Source organism: Brevibacillus parabrevis (assembly GCF_003710905.1).
GTDB lineage: Bacteria > Bacillota > Bacilli > Brevibacillales > Brevibacillaceae > Brevibacillus > Brevibacillus parabrevis.
This window is the reverse complement of sequence record NZ_RHHV01000006.1, coordinates 434075-456397: the sequence shown is the minus strand read 5'-3', so window position 1 is coordinate 456397 and position 22323 is coordinate 434075. Positions and strand designations below refer to the sequence as shown.

Here is a 22323-nt window from a genome sequence, read left to right as displayed (position 1 = left end):
GTGACCCCATTGACCAGTCAGTACGACGAGCGTTTTCGCCGATTTTCCAGACGGGTAGAGAAAGGCATCATGATTGGAATTGTGGCCTGCGCCATCGCGCTGACAGCCGGGGAAATCCTGATACAATACGTTCCTGCTCGCGCTTTTCTGATCGAGACAGAACGCTTGGAAGGCGTGTCAGACAAGCCCTAAAGGTTTGCGCATGCTTCCATACTATGGTACTATTATAGATAACATAGAAAACGGCAACGATCGTTTTCGTAGACCGTTTACGGTCATATGTGTGTTTTTCTCCACATGAATGGGAACAGGCTTCGGGCAGAAGCTTTTCTTGTTTTACTCCCTTTCTGAACTACTGTACATAGCAGGTGAGAAGTGAATGAACATAGCAATTGATGGACCTGCGGGAGCAGGGAAAAGCACCGTCGCACAGAAGGTGGCAGGGCAACTGGAATACGTCTATATCGACACGGGTGCCATGTACCGTGCTCTTGCCTGGGGCGTTTCCCACGAGCAGCTTCCGATTAGCGACGAGTCCGCAGTTTCTGCGCTTTTGAAAAACAACAAGATTGGGCTGGTGCGCCAAGCTGGTCGCCAACGCGTGTTCTGGAATGACATCGACGTAACGGATCAGATTCGTTCCACAGAGGTCAGCCAGTACGCCTCTATTGTAGCGAGCTACGGTCCTGTTCGCGAACAAATGCTGGTACTGCAGAGACAGCTCGCCGAACAAGGGAATGTGGTCATGGACGGCAGAGATATCGGAACACATGTCCTGCCTGATGCCGAGGTGAAAATTTTTCTGACAGCTTCCAGTCGTGAACGAGCAGAGAGACGATGGAAAGAACTGCGTGAAAAAGGAACCGAGACAGACCTTGCCGAGCTGGAAAAAGAAATCGAGGAGCGGGATCGTCGGGATACACAGCGAGAGGTGGCACCGTTGCGCCAGGCGGAAGATGCCGTTTTGGTGGATACAACAGGCATGTCGATTGAGCAGGTGGTTGATCACATCTTGCAAATCTGCGAGCGAACGGGAGAGTCTGCCAAGTGACCTATTACCGTTTATTCCGCGGAATATTCCGCATCATATTTTCGCTTGTCTATCGTTGGCAAGTGATTGGGCGTGAACATATACCTAAGGAAGGCCCGGTGATTTTGTGTGCCAACCACATTTCGCTCTGGGACCCGCCTTTGCTCGGGTCCGGAATTGAACGACAGGTACATTTCATGGCCAAGGAAGAGCTTTTTAAAATCCCGGTATTATCTTTTCTAATCACGAAGTTCGGCGCTTTTCCCGTCAAGAGGGGCGCGGGTGATCGGGCGGCAATCCGCACGACGCTCAAATTGCTCGAAGATGGAAAAATCTTTGGAATTTTCCCTGAGGGAACCCGCAGCAAAACGGGTGAACCGGGAGAAGCGATGTCAGGCGTAGCGATGTTTGCGCTCAAATCGCAAGCCGCGGTCATTCCGGTGGCGATTGTCGGGCCGTATCGCGCTTTTCGTCCGATCAAGATCGTCTACGGAAAGCCGATTGATCTCGCCAGCCTGCGCGAAGCGAAAAGCAGCGCTGAAGTGCTGAAAGAGACGAGCGACCTGATCATGACCCACATCAAAGAATTGCGGAGCCAGCATCTTCCCTAAGTCCGGTATAGAATTGACAAAGGGACGAATACTACATTTGCTGGAACTTACTGGCTATGTCAGTGCTAACTGCCAGCCTTCGGGCGACAGTAAAAAATATACTTGCTCCCGCTTCGTGTAATGTGGTTGCTTACAACCTGTACATAGATGGCCTGGGACTGGATGGTATTCAAGGAGGTTTTTTGGATGATGGATGAAACAAACGTAAGCTTGACGGATGCAACAACCATTTCCGTAGGGGATGTCGTAAAAGCGACGGTAACGAAAGTCGAAGACAAACAGGCTCTTGTGGATGTGGGCTACAAATACGATGGCCTGATTCCGATCAGCGAGCTTTCCCCGCTGCACGTAGAAAAAGTGGCTGACGTCGTTTCGGTTGGCGACACGTTTGAAGTGAAAGTAATCAAGCTCAACGATGAAAAAGAAGAACTCGTCGTGTCCAAAAAAGCTGTCGCGATGGAATCTTCCTGGGCTGATCTGGAGCAAAAAATGCAGGCTGGCACCATCATCGAAGCAACCGTAAAAGAAGTAGTAAAAGGCGGCCTGGTTGTAGATGTAGGCGTTCGCGGCTTCATTCCTGCATCCATGGTAGAGCGTCACTTCGTAGAAGATTTCTCCGATTACAAAGGCAAGTCCCTGACGCTGAAAGTGGTCGAGATGGACAAAGAGAAGAACAAAGTGATTCTCTCCCACAAAGCGGTGCTGGAAGATGAAGCAAAAGCGCAAAAACAGTCCATTCTGGATCAAATCCAAGTAGGTCAAGTGCTGGAAGGAACCGTTCAACGCATGACTGACTTTGGCGTATTCGTGGACATCGGCGGAGTAGACGGTCTGGTGCATGTATCCGAACTGGCTTGGAACCGCGTTGAAAAACCGTCCGATGTAGTGAAGGAAGGCGACAAAGTACAGGTGAAAGTGCTCAAGATCGACCGTGAAAATGAGCGCATTGGCCTGAGCATCAAGGAAACGCAAGCGGGTCCTTGGGCGAAAGTAGCGGAAGAGTTCAAAGCAGGCTCTGTGGCTACTGGTACGGTTAAACGCCTTGTTTCCTTCGGTGCTTTTGTGGAAGTGGCTCCTGGAATCGAAGGGTTGGTTCACATTTCCCAAATCGCGAATCGTCGCGTAAACACTCCTGGCGAGGTGCTCAAAGAAGGTCAGGAAGTGCAAGTGAAGATTCTCGATGTCGTTCCGCAAGAGCAGCGCATCAGCTTGAGCATTCGCGCGGTTGAAGAAGAGCGCGTTGAGCAGGCAGAGCGCGCAAGCAAGCGTGAGCAACAACAATTCACGCAAGAAAACAATCAGCCTATGGGCGTGACGCTTGGTGAACTGTTTGCCGATCTGAAAGACAAGTTCAAGTAAGCGGTATAGACGTGAAATGAGGGGGTACGCTTTTGCGTATCCCTTTTTGCTTGGCTGTCAATCAGAGAGGAAAGATAGTTTGACGGGAGGGATACATGCATGGATCGATCCACACGGAAGCTCGATCATATTCGCAACGCGCTGGCAACGGCTGAAAATGGGACAAACTGCTTCGATGATGTCAGTTTTGTCCCAAACAGTGTGCCGAATACAGGATATGAGGAGACGAAGCTTGCGACGGAGTTTGCCACGTTTCGTCTGCCATCCCCTTTTGTCATTAACGCAATGACGGGGGGAGCCGAGGCGACGACGCCAATCAATCAAAAGCTTGCAATTATTGCCAGAGAACGGCAATTGGCGATGGCTGTCGGTTCGCAAATGGCGGCGCTCCGGGACCCGTCCCTAGCTTCCAGCTATCAGATTGTCCGCAAAGAAAATCCACACGGGATCATCTGGGCCAATGTCGGGGCAGAGGCAACGGTTGAGCAGGCGAAAGCAGCGATTGACATGCTGGAGGCGGACGGCCTGCAAATTCATCTGAATGTGATGCAGGAGCTGTTGATGCCGGAGGGAGATCGCGACTTCCGCGGCTATTTGGAGCGCATTCAAAACATCAGCGAAGCAGTAAACGTCCCGGTCATCGTCAAAGAAGTCGGGTTTGGCATGACAAAGGAAACGATGCGCAAACTGCTGGAAGCCGGAATCCGCAGCATCGATGTCGGCGGAAGGGGCGGAACGAATTTTGCCAAAGTGGAAAACATGCGGAGCAGTCACCCGCTGACCATGTTTGAAGACTGGGGCTTTACGACTGTAGAAAGCTTGCTGGAAGCGGACAGCCACATCCACGCCCAGTCGTCCGTTATGGCGACAGGAGGCGTGCGCCACGGGCTGGATGCATTCAAGGCAATCAGCTTGGGAGCGAAAGCGGTCGGTGTGGCCGGAGCTTTGCTGCGGTTGATTCATACAAAATCGCTTGCAGAATGCCTGGAGGAAGTGGACGCGTGGCATCATCAGATTCGGGTGGCGATGACGGCGCTAGGGATTGTGCAGCTGGCAGACGCAATCAACGTGCCGCTTTTGGTTACAGGGAAAACAGCAGAGCGCGCCCGTTTGCGGGGAATCGTGCTTGATCAGTTGGCCCAGCGCTAAACACGGACAAGCGGGTGATTCATGAAAGGGGAGCGCTTGAGGCATACTTTGGGGAGACAACCACAATTTTGAGGAGATGAACATGAACGAGGGAACCATTGCGCTTCTCATCCAGTGGTCTCTGCTTTGTCTTGTCTGGATGGGAAGCTTTGACGCGCAGCTGCGGGAAATGAACATGGAAAGAAGACGCGTGCTTGCCGTGCTTTGTGCGTTTCTGATCTGCTCCTTTGTCAGCTGGAAATTGTTCTTCGCTCCCATCCAGGTGAGTCTCAGCGGAACGTTGTTGCCCCTTTTTGCAAGTGTGGTCCTCTACACGCGCCTCCCCAAAGCGACGAGAAGACTGTATGTGGTAGGTGCGTTAGGCATCTCTGTCATGGTCTTTTGGCTGCGCTGGCTGTTTTTTACCGATCCGATCTTGCTGTTTTGGGACGAGCGGGTCATTGTGCCAGGAATTAGTGTTGCGGTTGCCTTTTCCATCAGCAAGCTGAACGCGGCCCGGCTGTTCGCGCTTATGCTTGCGCTACCGATGGCGGATGCTCTCCACACGCTCTATTTTTGGCAAGCTTCTGGCACGTGCAGCCTGGGGACGGATTATGCGCAAGATCTTTTGTGGAGCGGCATCTCCTTGCTGGGGCTGGTCAGTTTGCTCTGGTCTGCCATTCGTCGGCTGTTTGGACGGAGAGAGACAGAGCCTTCCCATTCCGACACAGGCAGGTGATCGCGAGTGTTTAAAGAGCTGTTAGCCAATGAATTTGTCGTTCCTTTGACGATTGGATTCGTCTTCGGAATCATGTGCAGAATCAATTTGCTGCGAACGGATTATAGGCAATATCCGACCTATCCGCACGGAAAAATTATTCATGTTTCGCTCGGCGTAATCGCTTCGGCATTGGGGGCACTGGCTGTTCCAGCCTTGCTCAAGGAAAACTATACGGCCGTTACCTTTTTAACCGTGGCCGCTCAACAGTTCAGGGATGTGCGCAACATGGAGCGCACGACGCTGACGGAAATCGACAAGCAAGAACTGGTGCCGCGCGGCGGGCCGTATATCGAAGGGATCGCCATGGTGTTTGAAGGCCGCAACTACATGGTGATTTTTACCTCGCTGGTGGCGACGACTGCTACGATTTTGTTCAACTGGTGGGGCGGAATCATTGCCGGAGTCATCGCCCTTCTCATCTCGCGCAAGCTGCGTTCGGGAAAGACGCTCTCCCTGATCGCCGAGACCAGTCCGGCAGAGGTGCGGGTGGAAGGAAAGGATTTGTACGTCGGGGATATTTACATCATGAACGTGGGACTGGAAGATGCGCAGAACATCATCCGGGAGCATGGCGTTGGGTTTATTGTGAGTCCCAAAGACGCCAATGCCAAGGTGACGATCGCGCATCCCGGCCAGCGACAGGCGATTTTGCATGATGTCGCCACGCAGCTTGGCGTGTACACCGATACGGGGGAGCCTTCCTTGACCCCGCTCGTGAAGCGCGACCTGCAATCCGGGCGGCTCGGCGTATTTTTGCTGCCGCAAGAAAAAGACGCGGAGCATGGCAAACAAGTCATCGATGCCGTGCCGATTTTGGAAAGCGTCTTCCGAATGCCGCAAAAGACCAAATTAGCGAAGAAGGAGCTGTAGACCATGACCGGGACCATTTTGGCCGTGATTACCGTGAACAAGGAGAGAATCGCGGGCGGAGCGCCCATTTTCATCGAGTCTACGCACGAGAGCATGCAGCAAACAGCCTTTACGCTGGAAAAGATTCTGGACGCCATGGTGCATGAGGTGAGCAAGGATACCCTTATCATTGTTCGTCACAAGTAGTGTATGGTATGATTAGCTAGTCAAAACGTAAATGAGAGAGAGTGTTGTTGATTATGGGATTACCTGTGGTAGCCATTGTGGGGAGACCCAACGTGGGGAAGTCCACGATATTTAACAGACTGGTCGGCGAGCGCATCGCGATCGTGGAGGATATGCCGGGAGTAACCCGTGACCGCCTGTACGGCAAAGGAGAATGGTTAACTCATACTTTCCACGTCATTGATACGGGCGGGATTGAGTTTGGCGAGACCGATGAAATTCTCACGCAAATGCGCTATCAGGCTGAGCTGGCGATTGATGAGGCCAACGTCATCATCATGATTACCGACAGCCGAACAGGCGTAACGGACGCTGACCTTGAGCTGGCTCGCATGCTGAACCGTACGGGTAAGCCAGTTGTTCTGGCTGTAAACAAAGCGGACAACCCGGACATGCGTGCCGATATTTACGACTTTTACTCGCTTGGCTTGGGTGAGCCGTTCCCGGTTTCCGGCAGCCATGGCCTCGGCTTGGGCGACATGCTGGAGGAAGTGGTTCGCTTTTTCCCGGCGGAAGACGACGAAGAGCGAAAAGAAGACGTCATCCGCGTGTCGATCATCGGACGCCCGAATGTAGGGAAGTCTTCCTTGACCAACGCCATTTTGGGCGAAGAGCGCGTCATTGTCAGTGATGTCGCAGGTACAACACGCGATGCGATCGATACTCCGTTTGAACGGGAAGGTCAAAGCTACGTTCTCGTTGACACGGCGGGTATGCGTAAGCGCGGGAAAGTGTACGAGACGACGGAAAAATACAGCGTCATGCGCGCCATGCGTTCCATCGAGGACAGTGATGTCGTTCTCGTTGTCATCAACGGGGAAGAAGGCATCATCGAGCAAGACAAAAAAATCGCCGGTTATGCCCATGAAGCTGGTCGCGGCGTGATCATCATCGTCAACAAGTGGGATGCCATTGAAAAAGACGACAAAACGATGCAGCGCTTTACCGAGCTGATCCGCGAAGAGTTCAAATACCTCGATTACGCGCCAATCATGTATGTATCAGCCAAATCCAAGCAGCGTGTTCACACGATCCTTCCAAAAGTAAACGAGGTAGCGCAAGCACACTCGATGCGCATTCCGACCTCCGTCCTCAACGATATCGTTACGGATGCAACGATCCGCACGCCGCCGCCATCTGACCGAGGCAAGCGTCTGAAAATCAACTACGCGACGCAAGCGACAGTCAAGCCTCCAACATTCATCCTGTTTGTGAATGATCCGGAGCTTATGCATTTTTCCTATGAGCGCTACATAGAGAACAAAATCCGCGAAGCATTTGTCTTTGAAGGTACTCCTGTTCGGATATGGACGCGGAAAAAAACGTAGGGAGAGGAAACCGCCATGGTGTTATTAGCCTGGGTGCTCAGCTATTTGATCGGCTCAATTAGCTTCAGCTATCTTATTGCCAAAAAAGTTGCAGGAATTGATATTCGCTCACATGGCAGCGGGAACGCAGGGGCGACGAATACGCTTCGCGTGCTGGGGAAAGGTCCGGGTATTGCCGTACTGATCCTTGACGCACTAAAAGGGTTGGCGGCGATGGGAATAACACACCTCATGACAGGTGATGCCGCTGCCTATGCAGTAGCGGGCTTGTTTGTCATCGCGGGGCACAATTGGCCTATCTATTTTGGATTTCGCGGGGGAAAGGGCGTTGCAACTACGCTCGGCGTGGTGCTCGGCTTCTCTCCCCTCGCCTTTTTGATTGCAGCGGTACTGGCTGTGCTGGTTATTGCCATTACCCGTTACGTCTCCCTTGGATCGCTTGTCCTCGTTACGGTGATTCCTATTTCTTTGTACCTGCTGGATAAACCGATTTCCTTTGTTTGGACAAGTTTGGTAATCGCGGTGTTTGCGTATGTTCGCCATTATAACAATATCCAAAATCTTATAGCAGGTACGGAACGGAAGCTGGGAGACAAGTCCAATCGCAAGCTGGGATAGATCTGAATGGGTCTGAATCGTTCTCGCAGAACGAAGGATGGAGGGGGATCTATTGAGAAAAGAGGTTACAGTAGTCGGTGCAGGTAGTTGGGGGACAGCTCTCGCTTCTGTGTTGGCTGAAAACGGCCACCAGGTTCGGCTGTGGGTGCGCGATTCCAAACTGGCTGACGAAGTGAACACAAAGCACACCAATGCCAAATATTTGCCTGAAGTGAAGCTCGCCGAAAGCATCGTGGCGACAACGGATCTGGAAGCGGCTGTTTCCGGCAAACCGATTGTTCTCTTGGCAGTGCCTTCGCACGCCATGCGGCAAATTTGCAGGCAGTTGGCACCGTTTTTATATAGCGACACACTTTTGATCCATGCCACAAAAGGCTTTGAGCTGGAAAGTCTGAAACGGATGTCTGAGGTCATCATGGAAGAGGTGCCTCGCGAAATATCTGGACGGCTTGCCGTCTTGTCCGGGCCGAGCCATGCAGAAGAGGTAGTCCGCAGGCAGCCTACTACAGTCGTGGTTGCGTCCGAGTCGGAGGACAGCATGCTGCGTGCGCAAGATCTTTTGATGAACGCCAATTTCCGGGTGTACACCAACCCGGACTTGATCGGAGCGGAAATCGCCGGGGCGTTGAAAAACATCATCGCACTCGGAGCGGGCATGTCAGATGGGCTGGGGTTTGGCGACAACGCGAAAGCGGCGCTTTTGACGCGTGGCCTGGCGGAAATCAGTCGCCTCGGCATCAAGCTTGGCGCTATGCCGCTTACTTTCTCCGGGCTGGCTGGGGTCGGTGATTTGATCGTGACGTGCACGAGCCGCCATAGCCGCAACTGGCGCGCAGGCTACATGCTCGGACAAGGCAAAAAGCTCGATGACGTCTTGGCGCAGATGGGCATGGTTGTCGAAGGGGTGCGTACGACACATGCGGCACACGCGCTCGCACAGCGGGAGCAGGTTGAAATGCCGATCACGTCCGTTCTGTACGGCATCTTGTTCGAAGGCAAAGAACCGCGCCAAGGGGTAGAGGAACTGATGGGCAGAGGAAAGACGTTTGAAATGGGCTATCTGAATCCGGATGAGACGCAAGCGTAGCGTTTCACACATTTAGGCTCCTGCACATACGATAGGGTGAAAGCCCAGATGCAGGAGGAGAGCGCAGATGAATAACAATCTTTCCAAGCGTTTTTTGGAGCGTTTGCAGGGAAAAGGCAGCGAGAAGGTCGACGAGGGCAAATTGCGGTCGCTTGCGAGTCAGATGAAGCGCAGCGACTTTGAGGATGAAGCAAAGCTTCGGCAAATTTTGCAGACGCTCGCGACCATGAGCGGCAAACAGCTCAATCCGGAAAAGGAAGACAAGATCATCGAGATGTTCCGCAACAAGGAAATCAATTTGAATGACATGTCATCCTTGTCCAAGCTGCTAAAGTGAGAGAAATGGGCGATTATGCCCGTTACCTGCTGTCAAAAGCATCATACAGTAAAATTAGGAACAATCATGGCTCTACAGGGACATGGCTGACCTACAGATACCAAGAAAAAAAGAGGGATCTCATCCCTCTTTTTTTCTTTGCTTGCTTGAGCCGCTCACCGTCTGGGTCAACAGGTTTTGCACCAATGGAGATTGCAGCAGGCCGAGAATTTGCCCGATGTCAATGTTGCCGAGCGGGTTTCCTGAGCCAGAGCCTGAGGCTGCGCTCGATTCATGGGGTGTTTCCACTGCTTTCGCTGTTTCTCTGCCCTTTGCATTGTCTCTCGCTGATTCCGCGTTTCCTTTGCGCTTGGTCGAGACAGGTTTTTCGGCAGCAACTTCCGGTTCAGCCGTACGTTTGCCCAAGTTCTCGATGATTTCCATGGCACCGTACAGCGTATCCATCGTTTCTTCCACCTGGCGAATCGTGGTGCTGATCCCTTTGATGTTGTTGCGCATTTTTGAGACGGAGGATCTAAGGTCCACGGCTGGCAAGATTTTTTTCGGGGTAATGGCTAATGAGACGTCGGCCACTTGGTCGCTCAATTTTTTGCTCGGTATGGGAGCGTACGGGTTTCGCCATTTTCGACCATTTACTTTGTTGCTCAACATTCATCCCTCCCATGGGCGGATTCATCAGAATAGTCTATGCGAACGTCCAGATAGAGGTTCACAAGGTCAGACGAGAGCTGGGAAGTATGGTATAATGAAGCAAAAAATGCAAAGGATGCTGCAAGCCAGATGTATATCGATCCTATGACGAAGATGAACATTTCACTACTGGCCATCGGCCTGATGTTCGTCTGCAATTTGTTGATGATCTTTGCCAGAAAAATGACGAATGCGCTTGTCAGATTTCTCGTGAAGACTTGCGCTTTCCTGATGTTAATCGCGGTATTTGTCATGATTTTGATCGTGATTTTTGTGTAAGGGGAGGATAGGGGATGTCTCAGGTAACACTGATCACTCGCTCAGGAACGTATGAAGTGCCTGTGGAGTTGAATGAGACGATCGTTGCGATTGCCAAAAAACATAAAGTTCCGTGGGGGCATGCTTGCCAGAGAGGCGTGTGCGCTCAGTGCCGCACGCAAGTGGTAGAAGGCGCGGAGTACCTGAGCGAGATCACGAGCGAGGAAAAGCTGCGCCTGCGCAAAGCAGAGCGGGCCGAAGGGTTCAGACTTGGCTGCCAAATCAAGATCGTCGGGCAAGGAACGGTGAAGCTGGCCCATCGCCCGTATTGAAAAAGGAGTGACGACATGGGGAAGGTGACTTTTCTTCCCGGCGGTAAAAGCGTGAAAGCGAGGGCGGGCCAATCGCTTGTCAGTGTTGCTGGCAATGCCCGGATCGTGATCCCGCAAAGGTGTGGAGGCCACGCCTCCTGTCTGATGTGCCGTGTCATTGTGGAGAGCGGAGAACTTGCTCCTCCTACCGTGCTGGAGCTGCGCAAAATGCCGGAGCAGGACTTGCGGCAGGGGGTGCGCCTGGCTTGTCAGGCCAAGGCGACAGAGAACGACTGCACGGTCCGAATCCCGGAGAGCCGGTTAAAATCGGTGGTGGCTGCGGCACTTGAGCGACAGCGCTTGGAAAACGAAGAATGAGGGTTTGAGGTGTATACATAAGATGTGGCAATCATGGCGTAAAACTTTCAAGCTGACGATCAGCTTGTGCATGCTTTCTGTTTTGTTGTCCGGATGTTTGTATCCGAACGAGCGGAAGGCGGAAAATCAGGTGCCCAGCTCATTTTTTCTGGAGGCGGCGCAAAAAGGTATCGACGAGTTCAAAAAAGATACCGCTGTGCTCCCGATTGTGACGAAACCGCTGGACACTCCCATTTTTGAGAAATACGAGATTGATTTTCGCAAAATGATTCCCAAGTACATCCCGGATGTGCCTGGAAACGCCTTTGAAAAGGGCGGGCTGTACAAATACATCCTGATTGACGTGGAGACGAAGCCAACCGTCAAGCTCATCCATCTAGGGGCTGTCAGCACGGTTGCCGATGTACAGACGGCTGTAGACCGCTATCGCGGCTATTTTAACAAGCTGCCGGTGCAAGCCGACCTCGGCAACGGCTACTACTCGATCGACCATACGGAGATCGGTGTGAAGGCGTGGCAAGTGCCATCGACCATGGGCAATTATTTGCTGCCGCTGGTCATGAATGCGGATGGGCAAGTAGGAATTGACTACGCGGCAGATATTGCGACGATGCTGCGCGAGAACAAAGCGACTGTCACGCCAAACACAGACCCGAGATACGTCCTGTCGCGCGTATCGATGTTTGTTCCCGCCAAATCGTTCCCGTACGAGTTGGTAGACGGTGAGCCGAGGCTGCTGCAAATCAAATAGCGAACACAAAAAACAACTCTGATCGGAGTTGTTTTTTTGTTCTAGTTGGTCCAGTCGCACATATACTTGTACTGTCCACGAAACTAGTACGAGATTCCCTACGAAAATACTGACGGTCAGGGATAATTCGGAAAATCGGTCATAGTGTAAAAATAGACAAATAGAAGGAGGTCATCGATGGTGGAACGAGTCGACATCTTTAAAGACATTGCCGAACGGACGGGCGGAGACATCTACCTCGGGGTAGTAGGCCCGGTTCGTACGGGAAAGTCGACCTTTATCAAGCGGTTTATGGAGCAGGTCGTCATCCCGAATATCCAATCGGAAGCAGAGCGGATCAGAGCGACAGATGAACTGCCGCAGAGTGCTTCTGGCCGAACAATCATGACGACAGAGCCGAAGTTTGTTCCGAATCAAGCCGTAAACGTACATGTGACAGAAGGACTCAGCATCAATGTCCGCCTCGTTGACTGCGTAGGTTATACGGTTCAGGGGGCAAAAGGCTTCGAGGATGACAACGGTCCACGAATGGTGAACACTCCGTGGTATGAGGAGCCAGTGCCATTCGAGGAAGCAGCTGAAGTCGGAACGCGTAAAGTCATCCAGGAGCATTCGACTATCGGAATCGTTGTTACGACAGATGGCAGCATCGCGGAAATTCCGCGTGTAGGATACATTGACGCGGAGGAGCGGGTCGTCAATGAACTGAAGGAAGTGGGCAAACCGTTCGTCATCGTGGTGAACTCGACGCGTCCACGCTCTGACGAGGCGCAAAACCTGCGTTTGCAGCTTCAGGAAAAGTACGACGTGCCAGTAGTGGCCTTGTCTGTCGATCACATGACAGAACAGGAAATCCTCCTCTTGATGCGTGAAGTGCTGTTCGAGTTCCCTGTGCATGAAGTAAACGTGAACCTGCCTAGCTGGGTCATGGTGCTGGAGAACGGCCACTGGCTCCGTCAGAACTATGAAGAAGCCGTACGTGAAACCGTGCAGGATATCCGCCGGTTGCGCGACGTGGACCGCGTCGTCGGCTTCTTCAATGACTATGACTTCGTGGAGCGGGCGTCTCTTGCGGGAATGCACATGGGCCAAGGGATTGCGGAGATCGACCTGTTCGCGCCGGATGAACTGTATGATCGCATCCTGATGGAAATCGTGGGCGTCGAGATCAACGGCAAGGACCATTTGCTGAAGATTATGCAGGAATTTGCCCACGCCAAGCGAGAGTACGACCAGGTAGCGGAAGCCTTGCATATGGTGCGCAGTACGGGCTACGGAATCGCTGCTCCGTCGCTGCATGAAATGACCTTGGACGAACCTGAGCTGATCCGCCAGGGACCGCGTTTTGGCGTCAGACTGAAAGCGACTGCGCCATCCATTCACATGATCCGCGTCGATGTCGAATCGGAATTTGCTCCGATCATCGGGACCGAGAAGCAGAGCGAAGAGCTTGTCCGTTACTTGATGCAGGACTTCGACAAAGATCCGCTGTCGATCTGGAATTCGGACATTTTCGGCAGATCGCTGCACTCGATTGTGCGGGAAGGCATCCAGGCAAAAATTACGATGATGCCGGACAATGCGCGGTATAAATTGCAAGAAACATTGGGGCGGATCATCAACGAAGGCTCCGGCGGTCTGATTGCCATCATACTTTAAGGACTAGGTAAATAGACCTAGACAATTGATTCCAAAAGGGGGCACCCGGCGTGACGGGATGCCTTTTTTTCTTGTATTTCGTTCAATTTCGACAGGAGGGGCTTGAATTTAAGAAATCGGTGTATTACTATAAGCTTGTCAGATCGGTAAATACCACCAATCGTGTATAAAACGCTTCGTTTCGGTTAAGAAAAATAATAGCTAGGACTTGGTGTTCTTTGAGGGGAGGTGAAGAAAATGAACAAAACAGAATTGATTGCAAAAGTGGCTGAAACCACCGAACTCACCAAGAAAGATGCAACTAAAGCAGTTGACGCTGTTCTCGATGCAATTGCTGATGCTTTGAAAACTGGTGATAAAGTCCAACTGATCGGCTTTGGTAACTTCGAAGTTCGTGAGCGCGCGGCTCGTAAAGGTCGTAACCCACAAACAGGTGAAGAGATCGAAATCGCTTCCAGCAAAGTACCTGCGTTTAAACCAGGTAAACAACTCAAAGACTCCATCAAGTAGTTGTTTCTTTTGAGAACGAAGCACTTACATAAAAAAATCCACATTGATGAAATGTGGATTTTTTTTAACGTCCGGGATGCGAACGTTTGTGCACGTGAGGACGGCTGCCCTTTTTGGTTGAAGACAGGCAACAAAGGGCGGACAACTTTGGCTTGGTGTACATACAGTTGTCTTGTCAGATGTTTTTGTTTTTTTGAAATGAGTATGGTAAGATTGGCGTGGGTTCGGCTGCGTACAACGGAGCATGACAAACGGATCTGGTCAGGGCCAGCCGGAGAAGCCGCAAGCTTCGCAAACGGGATGGGCCGCTAGGTAGGAGGTACAAATAATGAACGTTGATTTGGATAAAATTCAACAGGCTGTCCGCATGATTCTGGAGGCGGTCGGAGAAAATCCCGATCGCGAAGGATTGCTGGATACCCCTAAACGCGTCGCAAAAATGTATGCAGAAGTATTCGAGGGCATGCATATCAACGAGGAACAGTACTTTGAGACCGTTTTTAGCGAAGATCACGAAGAAATGGTTTTGGTCAAAGACATTCCTTTTTACTCCATGTGCGAGCATCACCTGGTTCCGTTTTTCGGCAAGGCGCATGTGGCCTATGTTCCGCGCGGTGGACGGGTTGTCGGTTTGAGCAAGCTGGCGAGAGCGGTTGAAGCAGTAGCCAAGCGCCCGCAGCTGCAAGAGCGAATTACGACGACGATTGCCGAGTCGATCGTCCGCAAGCTCGACCCTCATGGCGTGATCGTCGTGGTTGAAGCAGAGCATATGTGCATGACCATGCGCGGCGTGAAAAAGCCCGGCTCGAAAACGATCACCTCTGCGGTGCGCGGCATGTTTGAAAAAGATGCGGCGGCGCGTGCAGAAGTATTCAGTCTCATCCGCTCCTGATCGGACAGGCGCTAGGCCTGGGATGAACTGCCAAATCCAGCAATTTTCTATTGACTCTACAGGTAAAATATTGTAAAGTACAGATGTACAGTCGGGATGTGGCGCAGCCCGGTAGCGCGCACCCTTGGGGTGGGTGAGGTCCAGGGTTCGAATCCCTGCATTCCGACCATCTGAATAAAAAACCAGGAAGCCTTTTGCGAGGCTTCTTTTTTTGTTCTTGACAATTGCCATTTTTGCTATTGGCTTCCTGATCTTTCTTTTTTATAATAGTAGGGAGACAAGCAAGGGAAGGGTTGTTTAGTGCCATGAAGGTGCCTGTATCGCTTCAGCCGTATTTACAATCAACACAGCAATCCTATTCAAGCAATCGCGCAGCTTCCTCCTTGTCCTACGAGGAGCAGGATCTCTTTTCTGACGTGTTGCAATCACAGTTGGCGCAAGGACAGCGCGTCATCTCCTCGCAAGAGATTTTGGCCAAGCTCGACGGCAGCAGAGAATGGAAGCTGGCCGCAGACTATGAGTCAGAGTTGAATCCGACGATGGAAAAAGGAGCAGCGGTTGCTCCCGGAGCTATTTTGGAGAAAATTGAACGAACCGCCAAATCGCTTGGCGTCGATCCCGATCTGATCCGGGAAGTCGTCAGAGCCGAGTCGAATTTCAATCCGAATGTCGTGTCCAAAGCGGGTGCCAAAGGTTTGATGCAACTGATGGACAAAACAGCACAGGCGATGAGTGTCCGCAATTCATACGACCCGGATGAAAACCTGGCGGGTGGAACGAAATATTTGAAATCGCTTCTCGACCGCTACGACGGCAATGTCAAGGTGGCGCTGGCGGCGTACAATGCAGGTCCGGGCCGGGTAGGCCGTCTGGGTATCGACAGTGACGAGGAGCTGGAGGCAAAGTACAGCCAGCTGCCTCGGGAAACGCAGAAGTATGTAGCAAAAATCATGGGCCGTTTGGAGACAGACGGGACATCATACTAGACGAGGCGCATCACGCACTGGTCAGGAGGAAACAACTTGTCACAGCCAACAATCAACCAGGACTATTTTGTCGTCAAAGCCAAGGAAAACGGCGTGCATGTCATCGGGCTTACGAGAGGCTCGGACACCCGTTTTCATCACACAGAAAAGCTCGACAAGGGCGAAGTGATGATCTTTCAATTCACGGAGCATACTTCGGCCATCAAAGTTCGGGGAAAAGCCGTCATTTACTCGCAGCACGGTGTTGTCGATACGACAGAATAAACAGCTCCAGCGGAAAAGCAGGCATAGCCTGCTTTTTTTGTTTGTACAATGGTGAAGAGGAGGGATGTCTATGCCGCGCCAACTGCTCATGGCGATCGCTGTTTCCACTTTTCTGGCTCTGATGCTGTCGATGGTCCCGAGTGCTTTATGGAGGCAGGCAGATGTGCCCACTTTTCAGACATCACACCCTGTTCAGCTGAGCGAGCGAAATGTCCTGGATTTGTTTACATTGACGCCCACACATTATAAAATGAAGCGTATAAAATGGGAAAATCCGTCGGTTTATGTCGATTTGATCGTGAAACCGGGTGAAAAAGTGGATGAAAGTCAAGTTTATCGTGATTTTTACGGATTGACATACGGCTTGCTAACGCACACGGATAATGTTGGTCAAGTGTATTTCCGTTTGCTGGAAGAAAGCGAACAGCCAAAAGAGTCGAGACTCCTTGTTGCCATTCAAACAACTGGGGCGAATTTGAAGTCATTGTCCAAACCGGCGGCGGAGATCGCCGATGTGGATTCGTTTGTGAAAAACACATTTCCCGTGCGAATCGATCCGTATTTTTATGAGAGAATTAGTCCCTGATGGTAGAAGTATGGTATGATAGCAAGGACGGCCTTTTGACCGGATGGTAAAGGTAGACGGAAGTGTACGGAACAGGCAGACATCTTTAGGTTGCGCAGCTTGTGGAGGAGGACGCATGAGCAAAGAACATACCCCCTATGTAGAAGAGGTTCGATCGATCATCGAGCAGATCTACAAGCGAACCACCCATTCCTATGTAGAATATTACGTGGACGTTCCTTCCATGGCGGAGAATCGCCTGGAACTCTTGTATTTGTTTTTGCTGGAGCAAGGCATGACGAAGGAACGGGCATCCATTTTCTGCACAGCGACTGGACTTGTCCAGCTGGGACTGGACATGCATGAAAATGTGGAAAATCAATACGAACATTCCTTGAGCGCAGAGCGAAACAGACAGTTGACTGTGCTCGCCGGAGATTACTACAGCAGCCGCTACTACAACCTGCTGGCGGAAACGGGCGAGATTGAAGCGATTCAAGTGTTGTCCGGAGCCATTCAGCGCGTGAATGAAGCCAAAATGAAGCTGTACATTGCGGGACGCGATTCCAGAAGCTTGTCGGATGAAGAGTACTGGGAATTGCGCAACGCCATCGACACAGGTTTGTACGTAGCAATCGTAGAGAAGTATGCCGATTCGGATGATCGCCGCCGCCTGTGGGTCGATCTGATGAAAGAAACGGCCAAGGTAGAAAGCGTTATCGGAGAGTGGGAGCAAATCAAGTGGCAAGAGCAGGTTCCCTTTGGTTTTGCTCGTTTTTTGCTGCAAAAACCGGGTGCTACGCTTGCCCAGGTACTGTCGGGCGTTGAGATGAAAGCCATGGAAATGATCGGCATGTGCGAGCAAATGGTGCGTTCGCTGCCAGCAGAAACACGCAATGTGCTTGCTTCCATAACAGCTCGTTACTCCCATCGAGTGAATCGCCTGAAACGAGTTATTGAGGAGATGTAGCCTAGTGGACCAGACACAAATGAACGAGAAGGCAAAATACGTTCACTCCGTATTTGAAAGCATCGCGAGCGACTACGACAAAATGAACAACGTCATCAGTTTTGGCAGCCATCTGGCCTGGCGCAACTACACCATGAAGCAGATGAACATTCAACCGGGCCATACCGCATTGGATGTAGCCTGCGGCACGGCGGACTGGACGATCGCGCTTGCCAAGGCAGTAGGGAAAGACGGCCGGGTGGTCGGGCTCGACTTCAGCCAGAACATGCTGGATGTAGGCGCGTACAAGGTGGCGAATGAGGGAGTCAGCAACAACGTCAAGCTGGTGAATGCCGATGCGATGAATTTGCCTTACGAGGATAATACATTCGATTTTGCCACGATCGGCTTTGCCCTGCGCAACGTTCCGGATGTGCAGCAAGTGCTCAATGAAATGGCGCGCGTAGTCAAACCGGGCGGGAAAGTCGTTTCTCTGGAAGTGTCCAAGCCTCCATTCATTCCGTATCGCAAGCTATTTTACTTATACTTCTATAAAATTTTGCCATTGATTGCGAAAATGACCGTGAACAAATACGAGGAATATGCCTGGCTTCCGCACTCGCTGACCAATTTTCCGGACAGTCGTGAGCTTGCCGGGATGTTTAGAAAAGCAGGCTTGGACCCGGTTCAAGTCAAGCTGTTCATGGGCGGCGTATCCGCGCTGCACATTGGCACGAAGCCGTAACCGCCTCGACAACAACGGTATTTTTTCAGTAGATAGGAAGTGTCATAGATGGGTCTACGTAAATTGAAAATCATCTTGGAAATGATAAAATTCGAGCATTCCCTGTTTGCTTTGCCGTTTGCTTTTATGGGGGCGGTTTTGGGAAGTATTGTAGTGGAGAAGGCGTGGCCGACCTGGATGGAGATTTTCTGGGTGACGGTTGCGATGGTCGGGGCGCGCAGTGCAGCAATGTCGTTGAATCGGCTGATTGACCGCGTCATTGACGCCAAAAACCCGCGGACAGCTACACGAGCGATTCCGGCGGGGCTTATTTCCGTCCTGGAAGTTGTTTTGTTTATCGTCGTTTCGTTCGCCGTGCTGTTCATTGCGGCGTTCCAGTTGAACGATTTGGCAGTCAAGCTGTTGCCGCTTGCTGTGTTTGTCCTGGTGCTGTATTCCTACACCAAACGCTTCACCTGGCTGTGCCACTTTGTTTTGGGAGTAGCAATCGGGTTCGGACCGTTGGGAGGATGGGTCGCCACGACAGGCCAGGTAGACGCGGTTGGCTTGCTCCTGTTTGTGTCCGTTCTGTTTTGGACGGCGGGCTTCGATATTATTTACGCCTGCCAGGATGCTGACTTTGACCGCAAGGAAGGGCTGTTTTCCATGCCGAGCCGCTTTGGGGTTGCCAGCGCCTTGGTTGTGGCGAGACTGTGCCACATCATCACTTTTGTTGGACTGATGTCGCTGTATGTAGTGGCTGACTTGTCGATCTGGTTCCTGCTCGGCGTACTCATTTCCGGTGCGATCCTGATCTACGAGCACACGCTGGTGAAGCCGACGGATTTGTCCAAAGTAAACGTTGCGTTTTTCAACATGAACGGCATTTTGAGCGTAGTCATGTTCGTGTTTACTATGATTGATCTGGTGATCGCATGAGCCAACAAAAATGGGTAGTCGGAATTACAGGGGCAAGTGGCGCGATTTACGGTGTGCGTGTGGTGACCGAGCTTTTGCGCGCAGGTCATATCGTTCACTTGATGATTACCGAGGCAGGCTGGCAAGTCTTTCACGATGAGCTGGACTGGCATTCAGACGACCGGGAAGGTTTGCTGCGAGAAAAGCTGCAACAATCCTTCCCGGGAGAGCTGCACTACTGGGGGCTTCGCGATTTCAACTGCCCGGCGGCGAGCGGATCGTATCGCTGCGACGGCATGATCGTGGTTCCGTGCTCGATGGGAACGGTTTCCGGGATTGCACACGGCGCTTCGGGCAATTTGCTGGAACGCGTCGCTGACGTTATGATCAAGGAAGGCAGACGACTGGTCCTCGTTCCGCGGGAGACGCCGCTCAATGCGATCCAGCTGGAAAACATGCTGACATTGAGCAAGCTGGGTGTGCGGATCTTGCCAGCCATGCCTGGTTATTATCAAAAACCGCAAACGATGGATGACTTGATTAATTTTGTCGTGGGGAAAGCTTTGGATGCACTTGATGTACCACATTCGCTGTTTCGGCGTTGGGGGGAATAGACGCATGCAAAAGTCTTTGCGGATCGGGCAAATCTTGTATACCAACGTACTGCCTGTTTACTATTATTTTGAACAAGCAAAATTCGAGGATCGCATCGCGTTCATCCGCCAGGTGCCTGCCCAGTTGAATCTGGCGATGGCCAAAGGCGAGATTGACATGGGGCCGATTTCCTCGTTTAGCTATGCTGAGCATGCCTCCCAATATGTGGCATTGGCAGACCTGTCTGTCAGTGCCAACGGGAGAGTAGGCTCCCTTTTCTTATTCAGCAAAAAGCCGATTGAGCAACTGAACGGGGCCAAAATTGCCCTGACCAACACGTCGGCAACGACAGTGAACTTGCTGAAAATCATTCTCCACAAGTTTTACGATTACGAGATCACCTACGTTACACAAGAGCCGAATCTCGCACACATGCTGCAAGATGCGGATGCTGCCCTGCTCATTGGCGATGATGCGATTACCGCAGAGCGGACAGCTGGTGAGCTGCACGTATACGATCTCGGCGAATTGTGGCACCGCTTCACAGGCTATTCCATGACGTTTGCCATTTGGGCGCTGCGACGCGAGGTGATTGACGAGCATTTTGCGTTGATTGCGGAAGTGCACGCCTCTTTTTTGACGAGCAAGAAGAAGACGAAAGCAAATCCTGGCCCGTTGGTCGATTACGTATGCACGCATTTTGGCGGGACAAAAGAGGAGTGGCTTCGTTACTTCGCGGGACTGCAACACGATTTTGGCGAAGTGCAGCGGGTAGGACTGGAGTATTATTACCGATGCGCGGCAGAGCTGGGGCTTCTTGCGGCACCCGCGACAGTCGAGTTGTGGCAGGCGGATGGCCACAAGACCAATATTACGCTTGCGAGATAGGTGGAACGGATAACGGATGAACCTAGTCGATATTTACTTCAAGATGAAAAAGGATGTCCAGTACATTGAAGATGAGCTGGAAAAATCGATTGATACGGATGTGCGGGAACTGTATCAGTCCTCGACTCATTTGCTTAAAGCTGGGGGAAAGCGCATTCGTCCGGTTTTTGTGCTGCTCGGAGGCAAATGGGGCAAGTACGATGTAAAAGTATTGAAGCACGTAGCTGTGCCGCTTGAGCTGATTCATATGGCTTCGCTGGTGCACGACGACGTCATTGATGACGCCGACAAGCGACGGGGCAAAGACACGGTGCGCATGAAATGGGACAACAAGGTGGCGATGTACGCAGGCGATTACATTTTCGCCCGTGCGCTTGCAGTCGCTTCCCAATTGCCGAATCCGAAGCTGCACCAGATTTTGTCCAGAGCGATTGTCGAGGTGTGCAAAGGCGAGATCGAGCAAGTCAAGGATTTGAACAACTGGGATCAAAACTTCCGGACGTATTTGCGCAGAATCAAGCGGAAAACGGCGCTGCTCATTGCGATCAGCTGTCAGTTGGGTGCCGTTGCCAGCGGTGCTACTGAAGAGCTGGTACGCAAAATGTACTGGTACGGGTACAACGTGGGGATGGCTTTTCAAATTACCGATGACATTCTCGATTTCACCGGAACGGAGAAGCAGTTGGGAAAACCGGCGGGGAGCGACCTTTTGCATGGAAACATCACGCTGCCAGCCCTTTACACCGCTTTTCATGGCAAGGCGAGCGGACAGTTCCAGGAGTGGATCAAGGAAAATACGTTTTGGGAGCACACGGACGAAGCGATTCGCCTGGTGCGGGCTGACGAAGGAATCGCATTTTCCCAGCGGCTGGCCGAGCGCTATATTGCCCGCGCGCATGCCATTATAAGCGATTTGCCCAATACGCAGGCAAAAACATCGTTGACAGGAATTGCTAATTTTATCGTCGATCGCAAATTTTAATGAGATTTTAACGGTCTGACTGTTGCTTGACCACCCCAGTTTTGATAAAATTTTCGTTGGTGTTGTATACACCAATACATAGCTTTGATGGAGGCATACTTACAATGGAAAAAACATTCCTTATGGTAAAACCTGACGGCGTACAACGTAACCTGATCGGAGAAATCGTATCCCGTTTCGAGAAAAAAGGCTACCAACTCGTTGGCGCTAAGCTGATGACTGTAAGCCGCGAACTGGCTGAAGAACATTATGCTGAGCACAAAGAGCGCCCATTCTTCGGCGAACTGGTTGACTTCATCACTTCCGGTCCTGTATTCGCTATGGTATGGCAAGGTAACAACGTGATCTCCACAGCTCGTGCTATGATGGGCAAAACAAACCCGGTAGATGCAGCTTCCGGCACAATCCGTGGCGATTTCGCTACTTCCGTTGGCATGAACATCATCCACGGTTCCGATTCCCCAGAAAGCGCTGAGCGTGAAATCGGTCTCTGGTTCTCCGCTGAAGAAGTTCTCTCCTTCGAGAAAACAATCCAACGCTGGATCTAAGATATCACCACAAAAACCCCTTTTTGGGGTTTTTTCTTTTTTTCGTCAAAAACTCCCGCGAAATGGATAGGAATTTGGCGAA

At 51.6% G+C, this 22323-nt stretch carries 30 protein-coding genes and 1 tRNA gene; 30 read left to right on the top strand and 1 reads right to left on the bottom strand.

Features of this window, described 5'->3' with window-relative positions:
- Positions 1–9 precede the first annotated feature (9 nt).
- The 12 genes from EDM60_RS08640 to EDM60_RS08585 all read left to right on the top strand — a co-directional run bounded on the left by EDM60_RS08640 (position 10) and on the right by EDM60_RS08585 (position 9374).
- Positions 10–192, top strand: a complete 183-nt coding sequence (locus EDM60_RS08640; RefSeq protein WP_122963598.1) for a hypothetical protein — start codon at positions 10–12, stop codon at positions 190–192.
- Between the two features lie 187 nt (positions 193–379).
- Positions 380–1051 (top strand): (d)CMP kinase, encoded by a 672-nt coding sequence (cmk, locus tag EDM60_RS08635; protein WP_063226926.1) that lies wholly within the window; start codon positions 380–382, stop codon positions 1049–1051.
- Positions 1048–1641 (top strand): lysophospholipid acyltransferase family protein, encoded by a 594-nt coding sequence (locus EDM60_RS08630; RefSeq protein WP_063226927.1) that lies wholly within the window; start codon positions 1048–1050, stop codon positions 1639–1641. The genes cmk and EDM60_RS08630 overlap by 4 nt, the downstream gene beginning before the upstream one ends.
- Before the next feature lie 186 nt (positions 1642–1827).
- A complete protein-coding gene (rpsA, locus tag EDM60_RS08625) occupies positions 1828–3000 on the top strand; it encodes a 30S ribosomal protein S1 (protein WP_122963597.1) in 1173 nt (390 codons plus the stop codon).
- 99 nt (positions 3001–3099) lie between these two features.
- Positions 3100–4149, top strand: coding sequence for a type 2 isopentenyl-diphosphate Delta-isomerase (fni, locus tag EDM60_RS08620; RefSeq protein WP_122963596.1), 1050 nt, complete (start codon positions 3100–3102; stop codon positions 4147–4149).
- 82 nt (positions 4150–4231) lie between these two features.
- The gene (locus EDM60_RS08615; RefSeq protein ID WP_063226930.1) at positions 4232–4867 is read left to right on the top strand and encodes a YphA family membrane protein; all 636 of its coding nucleotides are present in this window, start codon (positions 4232–4234) and stop codon (positions 4865–4867) included.
- Positions 4868–4873: 6 nt separating this feature from the next.
- Positions 4874–5779 (top strand): YIEGIA family protein, encoded by a 906-nt coding sequence (locus EDM60_RS08610; protein ID WP_122963595.1) that lies wholly within the window; start codon positions 4874–4876, stop codon positions 5777–5779.
- Between the two features lie 3 nt (positions 5780–5782).
- Positions 5783–5965, top strand: a complete 183-nt coding sequence (locus tag EDM60_RS08605) for a capping complex subunit for YIEGIA (protein ID WP_122963594.1) — start codon at positions 5783–5785, stop codon at positions 5963–5965.
- A gap of 53 nt (positions 5966–6018) precedes the next feature.
- A complete protein-coding gene (gene der, locus EDM60_RS08600) occupies positions 6019–7332 on the top strand; it encodes a ribosome biogenesis GTPase Der (RefSeq protein WP_122963593.1) in 1314 nt (437 codons plus the stop codon).
- Positions 7333–7347: 15 nt separating this feature from the next.
- The gene (plsY, locus tag EDM60_RS08595) at positions 7348–7950 is read left to right on the top strand and encodes a glycerol-3-phosphate 1-O-acyltransferase PlsY (protein ID WP_063226933.1); all 603 of its coding nucleotides are present in this window, start codon (positions 7348–7350) and stop codon (positions 7948–7950) included.
- Positions 7951–8002: 52 nt separating this feature from the next.
- Entirely contained in the window at positions 8003–9037 is a 1035-nt protein-coding gene (locus EDM60_RS08590) for an NAD(P)H-dependent glycerol-3-phosphate dehydrogenase (RefSeq protein ID WP_122963592.1), read from the top strand.
- Positions 9038–9104: 67 nt separating this feature from the next.
- Positions 9105–9374, top strand: coding sequence for a stage VI sporulation protein F (locus EDM60_RS08585; RefSeq protein WP_122963591.1), 270 nt, complete (start codon positions 9105–9107; stop codon positions 9372–9374).
- Between the two features lie 120 nt (positions 9375–9494).
- Here EDM60_RS08585 and EDM60_RS08580 read toward each other — a convergent pair whose 3' ends face one another.
- Complete coding sequence (locus tag EDM60_RS08580) at positions 9495–10025, bottom strand: hypothetical protein (RefSeq protein ID WP_122963590.1); 531 nt, start codon at positions 10023–10025, stop codon at positions 9495–9497.
- A 129-nt stretch (positions 10026–10154) separates the two neighbouring features.
- On the opposite strand from EDM60_RS08580, the gene EDM60_RS08575 reads away from it, so the two are divergent.
- From EDM60_RS08575 to ndk, 18 genes are all read left to right on the top strand, one after another.
- Positions 10155–10343 (top strand): DUF2768 family protein, encoded by a 189-nt coding sequence (locus tag EDM60_RS08575; protein ID WP_063226937.1) that lies wholly within the window; start codon positions 10155–10157, stop codon positions 10341–10343.
- 14 nt (positions 10344–10357) lie between these two features.
- Positions 10358–10654, top strand: coding sequence for a 2Fe-2S iron-sulfur cluster-binding protein (locus EDM60_RS08570; RefSeq protein ID WP_122963589.1), 297 nt, complete (start codon positions 10358–10360; stop codon positions 10652–10654).
- A gap of 15 nt (positions 10655–10669) precedes the next feature.
- Positions 10670–11011 (top strand): 2Fe-2S iron-sulfur cluster-binding protein, encoded by a 342-nt coding sequence (locus tag EDM60_RS08565; protein WP_122963588.1) that lies wholly within the window; start codon positions 10670–10672, stop codon positions 11009–11011.
- Between the two features lie 22 nt (positions 11012–11033).
- Positions 11034–11762 carry a hypothetical protein gene (locus tag EDM60_RS08560; protein WP_122963587.1) on the top strand — a complete coding sequence of 243 codons (729 nt, stop codon included), beginning with the start codon at positions 11034–11036 and terminating at the stop codon, positions 11760–11762.
- Between the two features lie 180 nt (positions 11763–11942).
- Positions 11943–13421 (top strand): stage IV sporulation protein A, encoded by a 1479-nt coding sequence (spoIVA, locus tag EDM60_RS08555; protein ID WP_063227114.1) that lies wholly within the window; start codon positions 11943–11945, stop codon positions 13419–13421.
- A gap of 237 nt (positions 13422–13658) precedes the next feature.
- Entirely contained in the window at positions 13659–13931 is a 273-nt protein-coding gene (locus tag EDM60_RS08550; protein WP_005831316.1) for an HU family DNA-binding protein, read from the top strand.
- Positions 13932–14256: 325 nt separating this feature from the next.
- Positions 14257–14823: a GTP cyclohydrolase I FolE gene (folE, locus tag EDM60_RS08545; protein WP_173595995.1), complete on the top strand. Its 567-nt coding sequence runs from the start codon at positions 14257–14259 to the stop codon at positions 14821–14823.
- 92 nt (positions 14824–14915) lie between these two features.
- A tRNA-Pro gene (locus EDM60_RS08540) sits at positions 14916–14992 on the top strand.
- A gap of 136 nt (positions 14993–15128) precedes the next feature.
- Positions 15129–15809 (top strand): lytic transglycosylase domain-containing protein, encoded by a 681-nt coding sequence (locus EDM60_RS08535; protein WP_122963586.1) that lies wholly within the window; start codon positions 15129–15131, stop codon positions 15807–15809.
- A gap of 36 nt (positions 15810–15845) precedes the next feature.
- The gene (gene mtrB / locus EDM60_RS08530) at positions 15846–16073 is read left to right on the top strand and encodes a trp RNA-binding attenuation protein MtrB (protein WP_063226943.1); all 228 of its coding nucleotides are present in this window, start codon (positions 15846–15848) and stop codon (positions 16071–16073) included.
- A 70-nt stretch (positions 16074–16143) separates the two neighbouring features.
- Complete coding sequence (locus tag EDM60_RS08525) at positions 16144–16659, top strand: hypothetical protein (RefSeq protein ID WP_122963585.1); 516 nt, start codon at positions 16144–16146, stop codon at positions 16657–16659.
- A 115-nt stretch (positions 16660–16774) separates the two neighbouring features.
- Positions 16775–17608, top strand: a complete 834-nt coding sequence (locus EDM60_RS08520) for a heptaprenyl diphosphate synthase component 1 (RefSeq protein WP_122963584.1) — start codon at positions 16775–16777, stop codon at positions 17606–17608.
- 4 nt (positions 17609–17612) lie between these two features.
- Positions 17613–18332 carry a demethylmenaquinone methyltransferase gene (locus tag EDM60_RS08515; RefSeq protein ID WP_122963583.1) on the top strand — a complete coding sequence of 240 codons (720 nt, stop codon included), beginning with the start codon at positions 17613–17615 and terminating at the stop codon, positions 18330–18332.
- A gap of 48 nt (positions 18333–18380) precedes the next feature.
- Positions 18381–19250 carry a UbiA-like polyprenyltransferase gene (locus EDM60_RS08510; RefSeq protein WP_122963582.1) on the top strand — a complete coding sequence of 290 codons (870 nt, stop codon included), beginning with the start codon at positions 18381–18383 and terminating at the stop codon, positions 19248–19250.
- The gene (locus tag EDM60_RS08505; protein ID WP_122963581.1) at positions 19247–19843 is read left to right on the top strand and encodes a UbiX family flavin prenyltransferase; all 597 of its coding nucleotides are present in this window, start codon (positions 19247–19249) and stop codon (positions 19841–19843) included. Before EDM60_RS08510 ends, EDM60_RS08505 begins: the two co-directional genes overlap by 4 nt.
- Positions 19844–19847: 4 nt before the next feature.
- Entirely contained in the window at positions 19848–20711 is an 864-nt protein-coding gene (locus EDM60_RS08500; protein ID WP_122963580.1) for a menaquinone biosynthesis protein, read from the top strand.
- 16 nt (positions 20712–20727) lie between these two features.
- Positions 20728–21693 (top strand): polyprenyl synthetase family protein, encoded by a 966-nt coding sequence (locus EDM60_RS08495; RefSeq protein WP_122963579.1) that lies wholly within the window; start codon positions 20728–20730, stop codon positions 21691–21693.
- A 104-nt stretch (positions 21694–21797) separates the two neighbouring features.
- Complete coding sequence (ndk, locus tag EDM60_RS08490) at positions 21798–22241, top strand: nucleoside-diphosphate kinase (RefSeq protein ID WP_063226951.1); 444 nt, start codon at positions 21798–21800, stop codon at positions 22239–22241.
- Positions 22242–22323: the final 82 nt, after the last annotated feature.